Origin of the sequence: Enterobacter cloacae complex sp. IR53041, assembly GCF_049238285.1 — a bacterium.
Classification (GTDB): domain Bacteria; phylum Pseudomonadota; class Gammaproteobacteria; order Enterobacterales; family Enterobacteriaceae; genus Enterobacter; species Enterobacter roggenkampii.
Map to the genome: position 1 here is coordinate 76,218 of NZ_JBMKHB010000004.1, position 17,494 is coordinate 93,711.

Consider the following 17,494-nt stretch of genomic DNA (forward strand, 5'->3'; position numbering starts at 1 on the left):
TGAAAAAGCCGGGGAAACCCGGCTTTTTTGTCTCTAGTGGTAGTTAATTTTGAACAGCACCACCGTTTCGAACGGCCCGGACTGGATCGCTTTTCCTTCGACCGGCGACAGCTCTGCGGTGTATTGCTGCTCATGCTCAAGCGTGCTGCCCGTAAAATCCACGTATTCGTTGTAGTGGTTAAAGGTGTAGGGCTCGGTTCCGTTAAGGATCCTCAGCTTCAGGCCATTGCCTATCAGCAGTGCGGTATCGTTGGCGGTAAGCGCTTCATTTGTATAGAACGACGAGTCCATTTTGAAGCCATCTGAACATTGGGCATCCTGCACTTTCGTCGTCTTCACCGAAAAGGTCCGTTTACGCGTCTGTTGATTCACAATATCGCGTGCGCTAAAGGTGCCGAAATCAATCTCCTGGTTCTCAGGGTAAATACTGAACGTTGCCCCGCAGTCCAGAACGGTAATATTTTGCAGCCCGTTGATGTGATATTTGAGGTTTTTCGCATCCGACATCTGGTTCACGCCGCCTTTTCCGTCAAACTGGACAACGATGTAATCGCTCAGCGAGCTGACGTAGCCGTGAGGCGGCATGGCTTTAATTTTTACGTATAAGCGCAGACGAGCAATGAAGGTTCGTGAAGTGTGGATATCATCCGGGTTACCGGAACAGATACGATTTTCCCATCCCATTTGTCGGATCTGCTCGGGGGTATAAATCGTGATGTTTTGGTTGTCCAGACACTGTCGGGTATCGACGCCGTTAGGCTGGCCTTTTGCATCGTAGTCTATCCCTTCATAGGTTACGCCCAGTTCATAATAGGGATCGGAGGTTGAAGGATAAGGATTCACCCAGCCAAAAATATCCTCCGGTTGAAAGCTGCTTGTGACATTGTGGTTGCATGTCACCGGGATTTTGATGTCATCCGATTCCCAAATTTTCTCACCTGCCTGTGCATTACTGGGGATAGCAAACGGCGAGATCGTTTTAGTTTCTTCTACGGGGCCGCCCGAACCGCCCAGGTAGCAGTCGAGCGCCAGCGCTTCTCTTAAAGGCAGCACTGAGAGCAGCACTATGAACAATACGTTAGCGAGATTGCGCATCTTTTTCGATCTTCCGTTCGGTGAGCGAGCACTGCGCCGTTCCCGCGCACTGTACGTCGACCTTTTTCAGCGCGCCGTAATCGTCGATATAACCGATGCTGTAATAGTTACCGTGGTAGTCACCGGTAGAGGTTGTTGCTGTCGCGAAAGGCGCAAGCATCAGGCTGTCGAAGCCCGGAAGCATGGTTCTGGCATTCTTACTGAGCCACGCCAGCGTGATGTAGTACGGCGTCGGGTTATGTATGGTCAGCCCTTTCGCAGTAGCTGAAATTTCCATCCGCATTTCAGCCTGCTCGCCGGGTTTTTTGGTAATCGCTTTAGGGCGCCAGAACAGCTTGATCCTGCTCTGCATCGCCACCTGCATGACGCTGCGTTCATCGCTGGCGCTGGTGCTTTTCGGGGGCACTTCGCGCAGGTTGAAATAAAACAGGGATTCTCTGTCTTTCGGTAACTGACTGGTGGCCGCTTGCTTAACGATCCTGACCTGCGATGCGGAACCCGCTTCAATGCGTTGAATCGGAGGCAGCGCCATGAAATGCCTGTCTTCTTTACGGCCTTTCTCATCTTCAATCCAGGAGAGCGCCAGATAGGGCAGCGCTTTACTCTGGTTTTCAATCTTCAGGCTGCTGGCCTTGTCGCTTTCCGGAAAGACAATGCGCGTGCGGTCCAGGTTTACGGCCGCGTGAGTGGTGAATGCTGTGCCGACCAGCATCAGGCACAGGCTTTTGAGTAAGGTTAATTTCATCATGATTTCTTACTGACATGGCAGTATCAACTGCATACTGTTTTCAAGGTGTGAAGGTAACGTGAAGCGACACTGCTGATTGTCTCCCCACGTCACGCGAAACTGTTGTTGTGGCTCTACGGCGCCGAGCCAGACGTGGCCGTCATCGGCGACCATGGCAATCTGCCGATCGTCTTCAAGCTGGCGAACAATGGCGCCCAGCGGCGGCGTGCCAGAGGCAGTTCGTAAGATGCCTGCGATATCATTGCCTGCACGCGTCGCGATCTGACGGTACCCGATGGCACCTTCCGTCCAGGTTGAGGTGACGACGCGGGTGTCAACGTCTACGCCATCGGGCAGGTTGTTCATATTGACCTGCACGCTGGAAGGCGAATAGCTGGAGATGGACGGTAAAACGCCAATCCCGAAGCGATTGGTTTCATCCCGCGACATGTTCAGCGGGATGTTGCCGACGCCATCGGTACTGACCATCACGCGCGGCTCGTTACCGTAGCTGCGGCGGTGCAGCGCAGCGCCTTTAGCCGTCGAGGTGAATGAACCGGTCCAACTGGCACTCAGGGAATTGTATTCGTTAGCCTTAACGCTCCCGGAGAGATTCAGGTCGCCATAAGGAGAATAATGTTGATAGTTGCCGCTCACCTGCGCGCCGGCATCTGACTTCTCGCTTTCGGTACCTGCCGAAACGCCCCAGGTGTTGTTGCGGTCTGATGTGTCATACCACGATACGTTCTGGCTCAGACTGTCGCTGTTGCGCAGGTCGTAATTCAGACGATGATCGGGATCGAGCGGTACGCTCAGTGAGAGATAGAACTGCGTATCGTCGTCTTCGTCTTCATAGTGGGTTTTACTCCACGACACGGTGACGCCCAGATTTTTCCAGCGACCGATATCAAAGTTATAGCCTGCGGTCACGCTGCCCGTCGTGGAGGAGGAATCGTTCCACCAGGTTTGACGCAGCATGTTCACATAGAGGTTGAGCGATAGCGCCGAAATGTACTGGCTTGCCGTCACGCTGAGCGTCTGTTTTTCTGACTGCCGATCGTTATTGTCATCATCCAGAAAACGGGCGTAGCTGAGAAACTGCGGGTCGGAATAGCGATAACTGGCGAGCGTAAGCTGGCTGCCGGTGGTATCGAAACGCTTACTGTAGTTGAAACGGTAGCTGTAACCTGTCTGGCTATTCTGATTGGGCAACTGGCTGGTTGCCTGCGTCACGTCAAAAGAGAGCGCGCCCAGGTACTCCATGTTTTGACCTATTCCGGCGGCAACGGACCGGTAGCGATCGCCATCGGCGAGCGTACCGCCATAGAGGGAGGTTTGTGACAGCATCCCCCAGGAGAATTCGCCGCTCATAAACGCGTTATCTTCAACGTCATGCGAGGCGTCTTTGCGCGCTTTTCCTGCCGCCAGCTTATAGCGAACCTGACCTTTGCGGGTTAAAAAAGGCATCGATTCCGCAGAAACCTGGAAGGTGCTTACGCGCCCATCTTCTTCTGTCACTTTGACGTCCAGCGTACCCTGTACAGACTGGTTTAGATCCTGAATAACAAACGGCCCTGGCGGAACGTTGCTTTGGTAAATGACACGGTCAGCCAGGCTAACCGTTACCGTGGCGTTAGTTTGCGCGAGGCCGGTAATTTGTGGCGCGTAGCCGCGCAGCGACCATGGCAGCATGCGCTCATCGCTAATCAGGGAGGCACCGGTATAGGTGAAGGCATCAAAAATAGCGGACTGGAAATCCGTTTCACCCAGTGTGAGTTTGGCTCCGAGCGAGGGGAGAGGACGGAACATATAGAGGCGTGAAAAGCGCCCGTCATTCTCTGAACCTGCGTCGGTATGGGTTTGTGTATACTGATAATCACCGCGCAGTCGCCACGCGCCCATATTCGCGCCGGCAGTGCCATAAGTGTTGACGTTATCCGTGCTGCTGCCATCGTTCGGCTGGTAATGACTGGCAAAAAGATTGTAATCCAGTAGTACGCCCGGCACGCCGTTGTCCCAGGTTGAAGGGGGCATCCAGTCTGCGGCACGGTACTGTAACCAGGCCTGAGGTATCGTGACCTTCAGCGTCTGGCTGGATTGCTCAAAATTAAATTTAATATCCGGTTTTGATGCAAAGTCGACGCACCCGTCTTTTTCCGCCAATGCGCTACGGATATTGTCCTGCAGAGCAAATGTATCGGCCAGTTCAGGTGGAATACAGACTTGTACGCTCTTGTCTATCTCCTGCCAGCGGAGCTGCCAGCCATTTGCCAGCGGGATATCATTAATTGAAACGGTAACAAAATAGTCGCCTGGTGTGATCGATATTTGATCTTTAAAAAGAGATAAATCAACGCTGCCACGCTGATCTTTATCGATGGCATTGATGTTAAATTCGGTGGCGGAGGCAAGTTCCACCATAAACAGGGACGTCATAATAATTATGCATTGTAATTTATATGTCATCGCCCTGTTACTCAAATAAATACATTCAACGCCGGCTGACATTAAATGCCAGCCGGTTTAATTTGAAACATGGCGTAGTTATTTATACGCCAGAATATAGTTGGCTGTAGCTTCCACCTGGCCAGCAGTCGCCGTTTTACCCGTTACCACTTCCATTAATGCTTTGAAGTGCAGCGTTTGAGTCGTTGAGCCTGCCAGCAGAGCAACCTCATTAGCAGCACCCAGCGTGATGTTGGCTTCGGCGTTATTCAGAAGACGAACGCCCACGTTCTGTGCACCACTTGCATAGGTATTGGTCATCAGACTGGTGTCGGTCGCGTCTGTCGCTGAGCTGGTAAACGTGACATCGACTTTGGTCACTGGTGTGTCAGTCTCGTCGGCCGGATCGTCAAGCTGGCAGTTTTCCAGATTGATATCAACCGGAACTGCGGAAGACTTCTTGTTGGCATTGATCACGGCTGTGGTCACTTCACCGAGATCGACTTCTTTATCAACGCTGTCTGGTGCAATGCTGCAAGGCGCATCAATAACAACGCCTTTGAATTTGATTTTTCCCGACCCCTGCTCGGCAGCAAAGGCGGAACCCGATACTGCGGCAGCGATAGTTACAGCTAATAGAATTTTTTTACCCATATACATGAAAATATCCTTTTTCAAACGAATTCATACTCTGAATATAAGTTTCAAAACGCAAATGGAGTATATGGGAGGACGAAGGGGAGATGCGATTACTGCATCTTAAAGCTATTTTAAGATTATGTTAATATATAATTAATGTTGATTGTAAGTATCGGCTAACATTCATAATATATGCAGTAACACAGATAATGGACTGATAAAGTTTCATCATTCTATTTCTATGAGATATATATTTTGCAAGGGCTTTGTAGGTAACAAAATAACGTATCATTTCTATCTATATCTTAACGTTTCGAAAGTCTGCCTCCGTATTATACGGAGGCAGACTAATCCTAACCGATACCTGCAGATTGCAATAACACCAGGCTTAAGCCCATGACCGACATTCCGCACAGCACGCCATAGCTGGGGTTGTTATTGGGATCGATCTCTTTCGCCAGCGGCATTAATTCATCGACGGAAAGCGCCACCATAATCCCGGCAACAGCGGCCATAATGGCGGCCATCACGACAGGGGAGACCAGGCTTCCAAGAATCAACCAGGCCAGGACACCGCCGAGGATTTCAGCCATCCCGGAAATTCCTGCCCAGAATACCGCGGTACGTTTCGAGCCCGTGGCGGCATACACCGGTCCGGCGACCGCCAGTCCTTCAGGAATATTGTGTAAGGCCACCGCCAGCGCGATGCCAAAGCCCATTTCCAGATTGCTGCTGGCCGTCACGTAGGTCGCGACCCCTTCCGGGAAGTTATGCAGGCTAATCCCCAGCGTGAGCAGAACCGCCGTTCGCTTAATATTCCGCGGCACAGGCGTTACGTTTTTCTGCATTAAATCCTGGGGATGCGCGTGGGGTAGCATCCGGTCGAGGGCAAAGTAACCCAGCAGGCCAACGACAAACATGCCGTAGCCCAGCAGGGGAGACATCCCGTCGGTGCCCAGCGCAGCAGGGAGCATCTCCATCAGGGAGATAAGCAGCATGATCCCGGCAGCAAAGCCCAGCGAGAAGGCCAGCGCGCGGTTTGACGGCTTCTGACCAAGCACGCCGAGGATTGCGCCGATAAAGGTCGCGGCGCCCGCCAGTATGGTCAGGATCAGAGGGACTGACATGGATTGCTCCTTATGATAATGATTATCATTAATATAAATGATTCATTTCTGGCAAAGCGAGGGGCGACCCCCGGTTTTACACATTCCTTACATTCAAAATTCCTGATGATGATCTTCACGCTTATCAGCGTTCATCTTTGTCCGATTGCGCGTAATGTAGCACCATTAAATTGACACCTTCTGTAAGGATATCATCATGACTTCTTCCCGTATGCCAGCTCTGTTTTTAGGCCACGGCAGCCCAATGAACGTTCTGGAAGATAACGTCTATACCCGCGCATGGCGTCATCTGGGCGAGACGCTGCCGCGTCCAAAAGCGATTGTGGTGGTATCTGCGCACTGGTTCACCCGCGGCACGGGCGTGACCGCCATGGAAGCGCCAAAGACCATTCACGATTTTGGCGGCTTCCCGCAGGCGCTGTATGACACGCATTATCCGGCCCCCGGCTCGCCTGAGCTGGCACAAAGGCTGGTGGAACTGCTGGCGCCTGTTCCGGTTGCGCTGGATAAAGAAGCCTGGGGCTTTGACCATGGCTCATGGGGCGTGCTGATCAAAATGTATCCTGATGCGGATATCCCGATGGTGCAGCTGAGCATCGACAGCACCAAACCGGCTGCCTGGCATCTGGAGATGGGGCGCAAGCTGGCGACGCTTCGTGATGAAGGCATCATGCTGGTGGCAAGCGGCAACGTGGTGCACAACCTGCGTACGGCGCGCTGGCATGGCGAAAACACGCCATATCCGTGGGCGACCGCTTTTAACGACTACGTTAAAGCGAACCTGACCTGGCAAGGCCCGGCTGAGGCGCATCCGCTGGTGAACTATCTGGAGCACGAGGGCGGTTCGCTCTCTAACCCGACGCCGGAGCATTTCCTGCCGCTGCTGTACGTGCTTGGCGCGTGGGACGGTGAGGAGCCGGTTACGATCCCGGTCGATGGATTAGAGATGGGAAGTCTGAGTATGCTGTCGGTGCAGGTAGGGTGAAAACATGCCGGGTGGCGGCTTCGCCTTACCCGGCCTACAGGTCGAGCGTAGGCCCGGTAAGCGTAGCGCCACCGGGCAAGTCTTACTCCACAAAAATATGCGGGTAGAACCGCGACAGATCCTGCGTGATCAGCGCGCGATCTTCGCGAATGCCAATTCCGGCAGGTTGATCGTTAATGAGCCAGCTGCCAATTAGCGTATAGCTGTCGCCAAATTTCGGCAGTTGATAGAACGCCTGGACGATCATCCCTTCCTCGCCGTAAGGCCCTTCAACCGCTTCCAGCGTTTTACCGTTTTCGATGATCGACACGTTCGCGCCTTCGCGGGAGAAGATCGGCTTAACGACGTATTTCTCCATCTGCGGGTAATCATCTTCCGCAAAGTACGCTGGCAGTAGGTTAGGGTGATTCGGGAACATCTCCCACAGCATCGGCAGCAGGGCCTTGTTGGAGATAATGCTCTTCCAGGCCGGTTCCAGCCAGCGCACGCCCGCATCTTCCAGCTTGGTGGAGAACATCTCGCGCAGCATGTACTCCCACGGGTAGAGCTTGAACAGGTTGCTGATGACCTGATCCTGCATGTCCGTAAACTGACCTTTTTCACCCAGGCCGATATCCTCGATATAGAGGAACTCGGTCGCCACTTCCGCTTCGGCGGCGCAATCCTGCAGATACTGAACCGTGCCACGATCTTCTTCCGTGTCGCGGCAGCAGGCGAGATGCAGCAGGTTGAAGCCAAACTGCTCGCGCAGCTCGGCAAAGCGCTCAATCAGCTTCTCCTGCAGGCTGTTGAACTGGTCGCTGCCTTCCGGCAGGTTTCCGGCGTTCATTTGATCTTCCAGCCAGATCCACTGGAAGAATGCCGCTTCATAGAGGGAGGTTGGCGTATCGGCGTTGTTTTCTAAAAGCTTCGGTTCACCCACGCCGTCCCACGCCAGATCCAGGCGAGAGTAAAGCGAAGGCTGATTCGTTTTCCACGACTGGCGGACAAAGCTCCAGGTGTGCTTTGGAATGCGGAACTTGGCCATCAGCTCGTCGCTGTCGATGACTTTTTCCACCACCTTGAGGCACATCTGGTGCAGCTCAGCCGTGACCTCTTCCAGCTTCTCAACCTGGGCCAGGGTGAGCTTGTAGTAAGCGTCTTCACACCAGTACGGCTCGCCGTACATGGTGTGGAAGTTAAAGCCGTACTCGGTGGCTTTTTCGCGCCAGTCCGGGCGCTCGGTAATACTGACTCGTTCCATGATCAGCCGCCCATTGAGCGAGTAGAGGTGCCTGATGCACTGCGCTGCATGCTGGTCTGTTTCGCCACAGACTCACCGAACCCGCCGCGGGTGATGGTGCTGGTGGTCGCAGGCTTCGGCGCCATCGCGGTTTTCGGTACGGTTACGGTGCGGCCCGGAGTCGCTGCACCGTAGCCTTTACCGCTGGCATCGGTATATTGACCGTAAGCCGGGCTGGCCGGGTTTTTCGAGCTAAATAGCGGCTGCTGCTGGTAGCCTGCACCGCCGCCCATCAGACGGCCCATCATGTAGCCTGCCATCAGCGGCATCCAGAAGCTGCCGCTGGACTGCGCCTGTGCCTGATTTTCAGGTGCCGTGCCTGCCTGAGCCGGTGCCTGCTGGCACTGACCTTCACCAAATTCCGCTACGCAGTCTTCGCGTGAGGCATATTTCGGCGCGGTGCGTTCCGCTTCTTTCAGCGCGTTGGTGTAGGCCGTTTTACATTCGGCCGCTTTACCGGTGGCGGCAGAGCAGTCGTCTGCGTTTTGATACAGCGAAACCGTTTCATCGTTTTTCTCACAGCCTGCCAGCATAAAGACAGCGGTAACCGCCAGCGCAACAGGGGTGAGGTGACGTGCGTTCCAGCTCTTGCGGAACGACGCATGATTGATCGTTTTTGTCCGTTTCATATTTGTCTTCCAGGACCCAGTGGTAATAACGCTCAGGATAGAGGATGAGTGGTTGAAAATGAAGCGAAGAGGGGCGGAATCAGGGGGATCTTTACGTTGGCTTACGTTCGAGGGGGATTTTACGCCGGGTGGCGCTGCGCTTACCCGGCCTACGATTCAGTAGGCCCGATAAGCGAAGCGCCATCGGGCAATGCTTAGTTACGGAACGGATTGTTGCCCTTGCTGGCAGGCGCTGTGGTGCGCGCGGCAGCAGGCTGTGCAGCAGGGGTAGTGCCGTTAGCGTTGAAGTTATCAACCGCGGCAACCTGCTCCGGGTTCTCCGGCGCAACGCTGTCCGGAGAGGTGGAGACCGGCTTGCCCAGTGCGCTGTTCAGCATCTGCAGGTCTTGCTCGTTCAGCGTACCCAGAGCCTGCTTAATGTTCAGCTGGTTAATCAGGTACTGATAACGCGCGCTGGAGAGCTGCTGCTTCGCGTTGTACAGCGTGGTGGTCGCGTCGAGCACGTCAACGATAGTACGTGTACCGACCGAGTAACCCGCTTCCATCGCGTCCAGGGAGCTCTGTGCAGACACAACGGCCTGTTTATAGGCGTTGATGCTGCTGATTGAGGCGTTCACGTTGTTGAAGGATGAACGTACGGTCTGCACCACGTTACGATGGGCGCTTTCCAGCTGCTCGCTCGCGCCAACAAAGTTGTACTGCGCCTGTTTCACCTGGGAGTTAACCTGACCGCCCTGATACAGCGGCAGGGAGAAGCTCAGGCCCACTTTGTTCTGACCCATATTGCTGTCGTCATACTGGGCAGAATTGGTTTTAGAGCCACTGTAGGTGGTGTCAGAAACGCCGGTAGAGGCGCTCAGGCTCAGGGTTGGCAGATGGCCGTCCTGCGCCTGACGAATTTGCTCGCGGGCCAGGTCCTGGTTCAGACGCGCCTGCAGCAACGTCAGGTTGCGGTTTTCCGCCTCTTTCAGCAGGGCGTTAACGGCCTGCGGCTTATCCGTTTTGAAGCTCTCGACGTTCAGGGAGGCCAGCTCAGGATAGTAGTTCCCGGTCACCTGGCGCAGGGATTCCAGCGCGTTGTCGAGGTTGTTACGCGCGGTCACTTCGTTGGCCAGCACGGTGTCGTACTGTGAACGGGCGTTCTGCACGTCGGTGATCGCCACCAGACCCACGTTGAAGCGCTGGGTGGTTTGATCTAACTGACGGTAAATGGCCTGTTTCTGCGCTTCGGTGTAGGAGAGCGCGTCAATGGCGCTCAGCACGTTGAAGTACGCCGTAGCTGTGTTCAGGATCAGCGTCTGCTGGTCGGTCTGATAAGTCACATCCTGGATGCCCGCGCTCTTTTCCTGCAGGGTCAGGGCACGCCATTTGGACATATCAAACAGCGTCTGTGTTAATTGCAGTGAGGCACTGGTAGCATTGGAGTTTACGCCGTTAGCGTCGCGGAAACCGTTGCTGTAGGTATAATCTGCACCTAACCCTAACTGTGGCAGCAAGGGGCTACGCGCTTCGTTAATCTTTTCAAACGCAGCATCACGATCGGCCGCTGATTTACGTAAATCAGGGTTGCCCAGACGTGCCTGCTGGTAGACCTGTAACAGGTTTTCCGCCTGGCTCATTGCACTGAAGCCCGTCAGGCTCAGGCCGATAAGGATGGGGAGCAATTTCTTCATTTGCATTCCTTGTTGTGAAGCAGTATTAGCGCTGATCTAATTAAAAAATAATTGCCGATTCTAACAGAATCATCCACACCAAAAGGTTGGCGTTACGTGCCATCTGGCGGTAATTTGCACCAATCTATCATATAGCCTTACAAACGGCAGCCAAACAGCCTTGAAATTCACAATTTCATCACCATTGCTACCAGGACTCGACTCATGCAAAAACCAGAAAAGTTGCCCGTGACATTCGCCAAAAACGATGTAGAAATTATTGCACGAGAAACGCTTTATAGCGGTTTTTTTTCAATGGATCTTTACCGTTTCAGGCATCGCCTGTTTAACGGTGAAATGAGCGGCGAAATCAGACGCGAAATTTTTGAGCGCGGGCATGCGGCAGTCTTGCTACCCTTTGACCCAGTGCGTGACGAAGTCGTGCTGGTGGAGCAGATCCGCATCGCCGCTTATGACGTCAGTGAGAGCCCGTGGCTGCTGGAGATGGTGGCCGGGATGATCGAAGAAGGCGAGACGGTTGAAGACGTCGCCCGGCGCGAGGCGCTGGAAGAGGCGGGGCTGGTGGTGGGCCGCACCAAACCGGTGTTGAGCTATCTGGCGAGTCCGGGTGGCACCAGCGAACGCTTATCCATTATGGTGGGCGAAGTGGACGCCACGACCGCAGAAGGCATTCACGGTCTGGCTGATGAAAACGAAGATATTCGGGTTCATGTGGTGAGCCGGGAACAGGCTTATCAGTGGGTAGAAGAGGGGAAAATCGACAACGCAGCGTCTGTCATCGCCCTGCAATGGCTGCAGCTGCATTATCAGACATTACGAAACGAGTGGAAAAAATGAAGCGCTATACGCCTGACTTCCCAGAAATGATGCGCCTGTGCGAAACCAATTTTGCACAATTGCGCCGCCTGCTGCCGAGAAACGACGCACCCGGCGAAACGGTAAGCTATCAGGTGAGCAACGCGCAGTATCGATTAACGATAACAGAATCAACGCGCTACACTACGCTGGTGGAGATTGAGCAAACGGCACCCAGCATTAGCTACTGGAGCCTGCCGTCGATGACGGTACGCCTCTATCACGACGCGATGGTCGCTGAAGTGTGTTCAAGCCAGCAGATCTTTCGCTTCAAGGCGCGGTATGATTACCCGAATAAAAAGTTGCATCAACGCGACGAAAAGCATCAAATTAACCAGTTTTTAGCCGACTGGCTAAGGTATTGTTTAGCACATGGAGCAATGGCGATTCCGGTTTGTTAGCGTCATAAACCTACCTAAGGACACCATTTGGAAAGCCTGTTGAACCTGACTGTTGCTGGTGGGGCGCCAGTCAGGATATTACAAATCACCGATACCCACCTTTTTGCCGAAAAGCATGAAACGCTGCTGGGAGTGAATACCTGGGAGAGTTATCAGGCGGTACTGAGCGCCATTCACGCTGAAAACCGTGCATGCGATCTGATTGTCGCAACGGGCGATCTGGCGCAGGACCAATCTTCCGCGGCCTACCAGCATTTTGCTGAAGGCATCGCGAGCTTTAGCGCGCCCTGCGTCTGGCTGCCGGGTAACCACGATTTTCAGCCCGCCATGTACAGTTCTCTCCAGGATGCGGGGATTTCTCCGGCGAAATGTGTTTTTGCGGGTGAACAGTGGCAGATCCTCCTGCTGGACAGCCAGGTGTTCGGCGTCCCGCACGGTGAACTCAGTGAGTTTCAGCTCGACTGGCTGGAGACCAAACTGGCGGCTGAACCTGAACGTCATACGCTGCTGTTGCTTCATCATCATCCTCTGCCAGCGGGCTGCAGCTGGCTCGATCAGCACAGCCTGCGCAACTCCGCGGCGCTGGATCGCGTGCTGGCGAAGTTCCCGCGGGTGAAAAATCTGCTGTGTGGGCATATTCACCAGGAACAGGATCTCGACTGGAACGGACGCCGCATGCTGGCGACGCCGTCGACCTGCGTTCAGTTTAAGCCGCACTGCGCCAACTTTACGCTGGATACCATCGCGCCAGGCTGGCGCTGGCTGGAACTGCATCCCGATGGCACGCTGACCACGGAAGTCTGCCGTTTGACCGGCGCACAGTTCCGCCCGGACACCGCTTCAGAAGGCTATTGATGTCTACGCTCCTTTATCTGCACGGATTCAACAGTTCGCCGCGCTCCGCAAAAGCGACACAGTTTCGCCAGTGGCTGAGCGAGCATCACCCTGACGTTGAGATGATTATCCCACAGCTGCCGCCTTACCCGGCAGAAGCCGCGGAAATGCTGGAATCCATCGTGCTTGCGCACGGCGGCGAAACCTTTGGTGTGGTCGGTTCATCGCTGGGGGGATATTACGCCACCTGGCTCTCGCAATGCTTTATGCTGCCCGCCGTGGTGGTTAATCCGGCGGTACGGCCATTTGAGCTGCTGCGGGACTTTCTTGGCGAAAACGAGAACCCCTACACCGGCCAGCAATATGTGCTAGAGTCACGCCATATTTACGATCTCAAAGTTATGCAGGTCGACCCGCTCGAGGCGCCGGATCTCATCTGGCTGCTGCAGCAGACGGGTGATGAAGTGCTGGATTACCGCCAGGCAGTGGCGTATTACGCCTCCTGCCGCCAGACTATAGAAGAGGGCGGAAACCATGCTTTCACGGGCTTTGAGAATCATTTCACCCAGATTGTCGATTTTCTTGGACTGCACAGCCACTGACAATCAATGCGAATTGCTAGTTTAAATCATGACGCAAACCTATAACGCTGATGCCATTGAGGTCCTCACCGGGCTAGAGCCGGTTCGCCGCCGCCCGGGGATGTACACCGATACGACGCGCCCAAACCATCTGGGCCAGGAAGTTATTGATAACAGTGTGGACGAAGCGCTGGCGGGCCATGCCAAACGCGTTGACGTCATCCTGCATGCCGATCAGTCGCTGGAAGTTATTGACGACGGGCGCGGCATGCCGGTGGATATCCACCCGGAAGAGGGCGTCCCGGCCGTTGAGCTGATCCTCTGTCGTCTGCATGCGGGCGGTAAGTTCTCCAACAAAAACTACCAGTTCTCCGGTGGCCTGCACGGCGTGGGGATTTCCGTCGTCAACGCCCTGTCCAAACGCGTGGAAGTGAACGTCCGTCGCGATGGTCAGGTCTACAACATCGCGTTTGAAAACGGCGAGAAGGTGCAGGATCTGCAGGTTGTCGGCACGTGCGGCAAACGCAACACCGGCACCAGCGTCCACTTCTGGCCTGACGAAAGTTTCTTCGACAGCCCGCGCTTTTCCGTTTCCCGCCTGACGCACCTGCTGAAAGCCAAAGCGGTGCTGTGCCCGGGCGTAGAAATTACCTTTAAAGATAACGTCAACAACACCGAGCAGACCTGGCGCTACGAAGATGGCCTTAATGACTATCTGTGCGAAGCGGTAAACGGCCTGCCGACGCTGCCGGAAAAACCGTTCGTCGGCAATTTTACCGGCGACACCGAAGCGGTGGACTGGGCGCTGCTGTGGCTGCCGGAAGGCGGCGAGCTGCTGACCGAAAGCTACGTTAACCTGATCCCCACTATGCTCGGCGGGACCCACGTCAACGGCCTGCGTCAGGGGCTGCTGGACGCGATGCGCGAATTCTGCGAATACCGTAATATCCTGCCGCGAGGCGTGAAGCTGTCGGCGGAAGATATCTGGGACCGCTGCGCCTATGTGCTCTCCGTGAAGATGCAGGATCCGCAGTTTGCCGGTCAGACTAAAGAACGCCTGTCGTCACGCCAGTGCGCGGCGTTCGTTTCCGGCGTGGTGAAAGATGCCTTTACCCTGTGGCTGAACCAGAACGTTCAGGCGGCGGAGATGCTGGCCGAAATGGCGATCTCCAGCGCCCAGCGTCGTCTGCGTGCGGCGAAAAAAGTGGTGCGTAAAAAGTTGACCAGCGGCCCTGCGCTGCCGGGCAAGCTGGCAGACTGTACCGCGCAGGATCTCAACCGTACCGAACTGTTCCTCGTGGAAGGGGACTCGGCGGGCGGGTCGGCCAAGCAGGCGCGCGATCGTGAATATCAGGCGATCATGCCGCTCAAGGGTAAGATCCTGAACACCTGGGAAGTGTCTTCAGACGAAGTGCTGGCCTCGCAGGAAGTCCACGATATCTCGGTTGCGATCGGTATCGATCCGGACAGCGACGATCTGAGCCAGCTGCGCTACGGCAAGATCTGTATCCTCGCGGATGCGGACTCCGATGGTCTGCACATCGCCACGCTGCTGTGCGCGCTGTTTGTGAAGCACTTCCGCACGCTGGTGAAAAACGGTCACGTCTATGTGGCGCTGCCGCCGCTGTACCGTATCGACCTCGGCAAAGAGGTTTACTACGCACTGACGGAAGAAGAGAAAGCGGGCGTGCTGGAACAGCTGAAGCGCAAGAAGGGCAAACCGAACGTGCAGCGCTTTAAAGGGCTGGGCGAGATGAACCCGATGCAGCTGCGCGAAACGACGCTGGATCCGAACACGCGCCGTCTGGTGCAGCTGACGATCAGCGATGAAGACGAACAGCAGACCAACGCCATGATGGATATGCTCCTTGCCAAGAAACGTTCGGAAGACCGTCGTAACTGGCTGCAGGAGAAAGGCGATATGGCGGATATTGAGGCTTGATGCCCTCACCCTAACCCTCTCCCGCAGGGAGAGGGAATGGATCGCAGGCCCGGTAAGCATTAGCGCCACCGGGCTTTTTTACATCAAAACTCCATCTTCACCGTAAACTGCACTTCGCGAGGGTCGCCAATCTGGTTGCCCAGGTTGTTGGTCGCAATGGACGAGGTGTAGTAGGTCTTATCAAACAGGTTCTTCACGTTCACCTGCAGCGTCACCGGATACTGCAGCTTCATCTTATAGGCCGCAAAGGCATCCGCCACAAAATAGCCCGGCAGATAATAATCCGCGCCGTTGGTCGCTGAACGACGGCTCACGCCGTGTCCGCCACCGCCCAGCGTCAGGGTATTCCCGGCAAACGCATTGTGAATATCGTACGTCAGGAACAGGGAGCCGGTGTGGCGCGGCACGTTCGGCAGCGGTTTGCCCGCGTAGTCCGGGTCTTCCAGCACCTTCGCGTCGGTGTAGCCGTAGCTGGCGATAATATTGGTGTTCTCGGTCAGCGATCCGGCAAGATCCACCTCCACGCCCTGGGATCGCACGCGGCCCGCCGTTTTGGCAATGGTTTCACCTCCCACGCTTTCGTTGTACAGCACGTTGCGTTTGTGGATATCAAACAGCGCGATATTGGCGGTAACGCCGTCGAACAGGTCGAACTTCGCGCCCACTTCGTAGGCGTTTGAGGTTTCCGGCGGCAGGTCGCCAATGTCACTTGCAATGGACGACTGCGGCATAAACGTCTGCGAGTAGTTGGCAAACAGCGAGACGGATGGCGTGAGCTTGTAAACCAGCCCCAGCTTTGGCGTCCACTGTTCATCGCGGCTGTCGGTGTTGACGTTGAACGGACGACCTTTACCCGCGTACTGGGTGTAATACTGGTAGCGCATCCCGGCGACGGCGATCCACTTATCCGTCAGGTACAGGGCATCCTGCGCGTAGGCCGAATAACTCTCCTGCTTAAGCGTCTGGTCGCTGTCTGCGGTGGAGACGGTTGTACACTTGTTGAGTTTGCCGTAAACCGGATGGTAGATGTTGAAACCTTTGACGTTCTTACAGCGCATCATGTCCGTACGCAGCAAATCGTAATTCTCATACGACACGCCGGTCAGGATCTCATTGTAAAAGCCTGCAATATCGACATTCCCCTGCAGATCCGCGCGGGTGCTGTGCATGCGCTGGGTCGAGCCCTGGGTCGCATCCACGCGGCGGGTCAGGTTGCCGGTTTTTGCATCGTAGGCCATCACGCGGGCCTGGTTATCGCTGTATTTGTCCTGGCTGTAGCTGTAGTCGAACTTCGCAGTCCACTGGCTGTTGAGACGGTATTCCGCGTTCAGCTGCGCCAGATCGGACTGACCATCGGTCACGTTAAACGGCTCGTCAAAGCGGGTTTTGCGATCGACATCAACGGCTTTTTTAGTGTTGAGATCGAAGATCGTACCGCGATCGAACGGCGTTTTATAGTCACGATGCGAATAGAGCACGGTCACGGTGGCATCGTCGCCGAACCAGGTGAGCGACGGGGCGATAAAGGTGCTGCGTTCGTTGCCAAAATTACGCCAGTAATCTTCGTCCTGATACTCACCCGTGAGGCGATACGCCAGGCGCGTGCCGTCAATTGGGCCGGTCACATCGACCTGTCCGGTGCCGCCGCCAAAGCTGGAAGAGGTGGCAGAAATTGAACCACCGAAGGTCTTCTCCGGGCGTTTGGTGACGACGTTAATCAGGCCACCCGGATCGAGAATGCCGTACAGCGTGGAGGCCGGGCCTTTCAGCACCTCCACGCGCTCGGTGGCGGCGTTAAAGCTGCGCGGCAGGACGGTGCGCAGGCCGTTGGTCATGATTGACCCGTCGCGGTTCGCGCCAAACCCGCGGCGCACAAAGGCATCCTGCGTACCGCCCAGGGTATTGGTCTGCACTACGTTGCTGACGTTATAGAGCGCCTCATCCAGCGTGGTGGCGTGCTGATCCTCCAGCACGTTATCGCTGACGGTATTGACCACCTGCGGGATATCCAGCATCGGCATGTTGGTCAGCGTTGCGGTGGAGGTGTTCAGCGGCTGGTAGCCGTTGGTGGCTTCCGCCGAAGTATTTGGATCGGCGGTGACGGTAAGCGTTTCGCCGTCTTTAGCTGCGGTGGTGTCTGTTGCCTGCGCCAGCGGCGCCATAAACAGCAGTGAAAAGAGCGCGCGCCCTTTTATCCCTGAGAGTGAAGGTGTGAACGTAGCCATTACATCTGTTATCCCGAAATATCCCGCGAATGCGTTCGCGGCAAACTGTGTGAG

The 17,494-nt window shown here is 55.2% G+C and carries 15 protein-coding genes; 6 read left to right on the forward strand and 9 right to left on the reverse strand.

Translation table 11 applies throughout. The features are described from left to right. Positions 1–33 precede the first annotated feature (33 nt). From ACOTXF_RS04380 to zupT, 5 genes are all read right to left on the reverse strand, one after another. Positions 34–1,095: a type 1 fimbrial protein gene (locus tag ACOTXF_RS04380; RefSeq protein ID WP_021242314.1), complete on the reverse strand. Its 1,062-nt coding sequence runs from the start codon at positions 1,093–1,095 to the stop codon at positions 34–36. After that, positions 1,079–1,840, reverse strand: a complete 762-nt coding sequence (locus ACOTXF_RS04385; RefSeq protein ID WP_032635379.1) for a fimbrial biogenesis chaperone — start codon at positions 1,838–1,840, stop codon at positions 1,079–1,081. Before ACOTXF_RS04385 ends, ACOTXF_RS04380 begins: the two co-directional genes overlap by 17 nt. Before the next feature lie 9 nt (positions 1,841–1,849). Further along, complete coding sequence (locus ACOTXF_RS04390; RefSeq protein WP_047746776.1) at positions 1,850–4,288, reverse strand: fimbria/pilus outer membrane usher protein; 2,439 nt, start codon at positions 4,286–4,288, stop codon at positions 1,850–1,852. 78 nt (positions 4,289–4,366) lie between these two features. Beyond that, positions 4,367–4,927 (reverse strand): fimbrial protein, encoded by a 561-nt coding sequence (locus ACOTXF_RS04395; protein WP_021242311.1) that lies wholly within the window; start codon positions 4,925–4,927, stop codon positions 4,367–4,369. Between the two features lie 332 nt (positions 4,928–5,259). Further along, the gene (gene zupT, locus ACOTXF_RS04400) at positions 5,260–6,033 is read right to left on the reverse strand and encodes a zinc transporter ZupT (RefSeq protein WP_047747208.1); all 774 of its coding nucleotides are present in this window, start codon (positions 6,031–6,033) and stop codon (positions 5,260–5,262) included. Between the two features lie 196 nt (positions 6,034–6,229). Between zupT and ygiD the strand changes: the two genes are divergently transcribed. After that, a complete protein-coding gene (gene ygiD / locus ACOTXF_RS04405; RefSeq protein WP_023294571.1) occupies positions 6,230–7,018 on the forward strand; it encodes a 4,5-DOPA dioxygenase extradiol in 789 nt (262 codons plus the stop codon). An 82-nt stretch (positions 7,019–7,100) separates the two neighbouring features. On the opposite strand, the gene ACOTXF_RS04410 is transcribed toward ygiD, so the two are convergent. The 3 genes from ACOTXF_RS04410 to tolC form a co-directional block, all read right to left on the reverse strand. After that, positions 7,101–8,261 carry a glutathionylspermidine synthase family protein gene (locus ACOTXF_RS04410; RefSeq protein WP_021242309.1) on the reverse strand — a complete coding sequence of 387 codons (1,161 nt, stop codon included), beginning with the start codon at positions 8,259–8,261 and terminating at the stop codon, positions 7,101–7,103. Between the two features lie 2 nt (positions 8,262–8,263). Next, a complete protein-coding gene (locus ACOTXF_RS04415; protein WP_008502972.1) occupies positions 8,264–8,929 on the reverse strand; it encodes a DUF1190 family protein in 666 nt (221 codons plus the stop codon). Positions 8,930–9,123: 194 nt separating this feature from the next. Further along, on the reverse strand, positions 9,124–10,602 hold the full coding sequence (tolC, locus tag ACOTXF_RS04420; protein WP_232926837.1) for an outer membrane channel protein TolC: 1,479 nt from the start codon (positions 10,600–10,602) through the stop codon (positions 9,124–9,126). 204 nt (positions 10,603–10,806) lie between these two features. Here tolC and nudF point away from each other — a divergent pair, with 204 nt between their 5' ends. From nudF to parE, 5 genes are read left to right on the forward strand one after another with little or no spacing between them, the layout of a single operon-like run. Further along, on the forward strand, positions 10,807–11,439 hold the full coding sequence (gene nudF / locus ACOTXF_RS04425; RefSeq protein ID WP_008502974.1) for an ADP-ribose diphosphatase: 633 nt from the start codon (positions 10,807–10,809) through the stop codon (positions 11,437–11,439). Then, complete coding sequence (locus ACOTXF_RS04430; protein ID WP_003862516.1) at positions 11,436–11,858, forward strand: DUF1249 family protein; 423 nt, start codon at positions 11,436–11,438, stop codon at positions 11,856–11,858. Before nudF ends, ACOTXF_RS04430 begins: the two co-directional genes overlap by 4 nt. 27 nt (positions 11,859–11,885) lie before the next feature. Next, positions 11,886–12,713 carry a 3',5'-cyclic-AMP phosphodiesterase gene (cpdA, locus tag ACOTXF_RS04435; protein WP_008502975.1) on the forward strand — a complete coding sequence of 276 codons (828 nt, stop codon included), beginning with the start codon at positions 11,886–11,888 and terminating at the stop codon, positions 12,711–12,713. Continuing rightward, positions 12,713–13,294 carry an esterase YqiA gene (yqiA, locus tag ACOTXF_RS04440; protein WP_008502976.1) on the forward strand — a complete coding sequence of 194 codons (582 nt, stop codon included), beginning with the start codon at positions 12,713–12,715 and terminating at the stop codon, positions 13,292–13,294. Before cpdA ends, yqiA begins: the two co-directional genes overlap by 1 nt. A gap of 28 nt (positions 13,295–13,322) precedes the next feature. After that, entirely contained in the window at positions 13,323–15,215 is a 1,893-nt protein-coding gene (parE, locus tag ACOTXF_RS04445) for a DNA topoisomerase IV subunit B (RefSeq protein ID WP_014833290.1), read from the forward strand. Positions 15,216–15,298: 83 nt separating this feature from the next. Here the strand turns inward: parE and ACOTXF_RS04450 are convergent, their stop codons facing one another. Beyond that, positions 15,299–17,440 carry a TonB-dependent siderophore receptor gene (locus ACOTXF_RS04450; RefSeq protein ID WP_047747205.1) on the reverse strand — a complete coding sequence of 714 codons (2,142 nt, stop codon included), beginning with the start codon at positions 17,438–17,440 and terminating at the stop codon, positions 15,299–15,301. Positions 17,441–17,494 lie beyond the last annotated feature (54 nt).

Excerpts from the sequence above, each read along its gene's own strand:
- ACOTXF_RS04415 (WP_008502972.1), bottom strand. The coding sequence starts at position 8,929 with ATGAAACGGACAAAAACGATCAATCATGCGTCGTTCCGCAAGAGCTGG.
- ACOTXF_RS04395 (WP_021242311.1), bottom strand. The coding sequence starts at position 4,927 with ATGTATATGGGTAAAAAAATTCTATTAGCTGTAACTATCGCTGCCGCA.
- yqiA (WP_008502976.1), top strand. The coding sequence starts at position 12,713 with ATGTCTACGCTCCTTTATCTGCACGGATTCAACAGTTCGCCGCGCTCC.
- ACOTXF_RS04430 (WP_003862516.1), top strand. The coding sequence starts at position 11,436 with ATGAAGCGCTATACGCCTGACTTCCCAGAAATGATGCGCCTGTGCGAA.
- zupT (WP_047747208.1), bottom strand. The coding sequence starts at position 6,033 with ATGTCAGTCCCTCTGATCCTGACCATACTGGCGGGCGCCGCGACCTTT.
- ACOTXF_RS04380 (WP_021242314.1), bottom strand. The coding sequence starts at position 1,095 with ATGCGCAATCTCGCTAACGTATTGTTCATAGTGCTGCTCTCAGTGCTG.
- ygiD (WP_023294571.1), top strand. The coding sequence starts at position 6,230 with ATGACTTCTTCCCGTATGCCAGCTCTGTTTTTAGGCCACGGCAGCCCA.
- tolC (WP_232926837.1), bottom strand. The coding sequence starts at position 10,602 with ATGAAGAAATTGCTCCCCATCCTTATCGGCCTGAGCCTGACGGGCTTC.
- ACOTXF_RS04410 (WP_021242309.1), bottom strand. The coding sequence starts at position 8,261 with ATGGAACGAGTCAGTATTACCGAGCGCCCGGACTGGCGCGAAAAAGCC.
- parE (WP_014833290.1), top strand. The coding sequence starts at position 13,323 with ATGACGCAAACCTATAACGCTGATGCCATTGAGGTCCTCACCGGGCTA.
- ACOTXF_RS04385 (WP_032635379.1), bottom strand. The coding sequence starts at position 1,840 with ATGAAATTAACCTTACTCAAAAGCCTGTGCCTGATGCTGGTCGGCACA.
- ACOTXF_RS04390 (WP_047746776.1), bottom strand. The coding sequence starts at position 4,288 with ATGACATATAAATTACAATGCATAATTATTATGACGTCCCTGTTTATG.
- ACOTXF_RS04450 (WP_047747205.1), bottom strand. The coding sequence starts at position 17,440 with ATGGCTACGTTCACACCTTCACTCTCAGGGATAAAAGGGCGCGCGCTC.
- nudF (WP_008502974.1), top strand. The coding sequence starts at position 10,807 with ATGCAAAAACCAGAAAAGTTGCCCGTGACATTCGCCAAAAACGATGTA.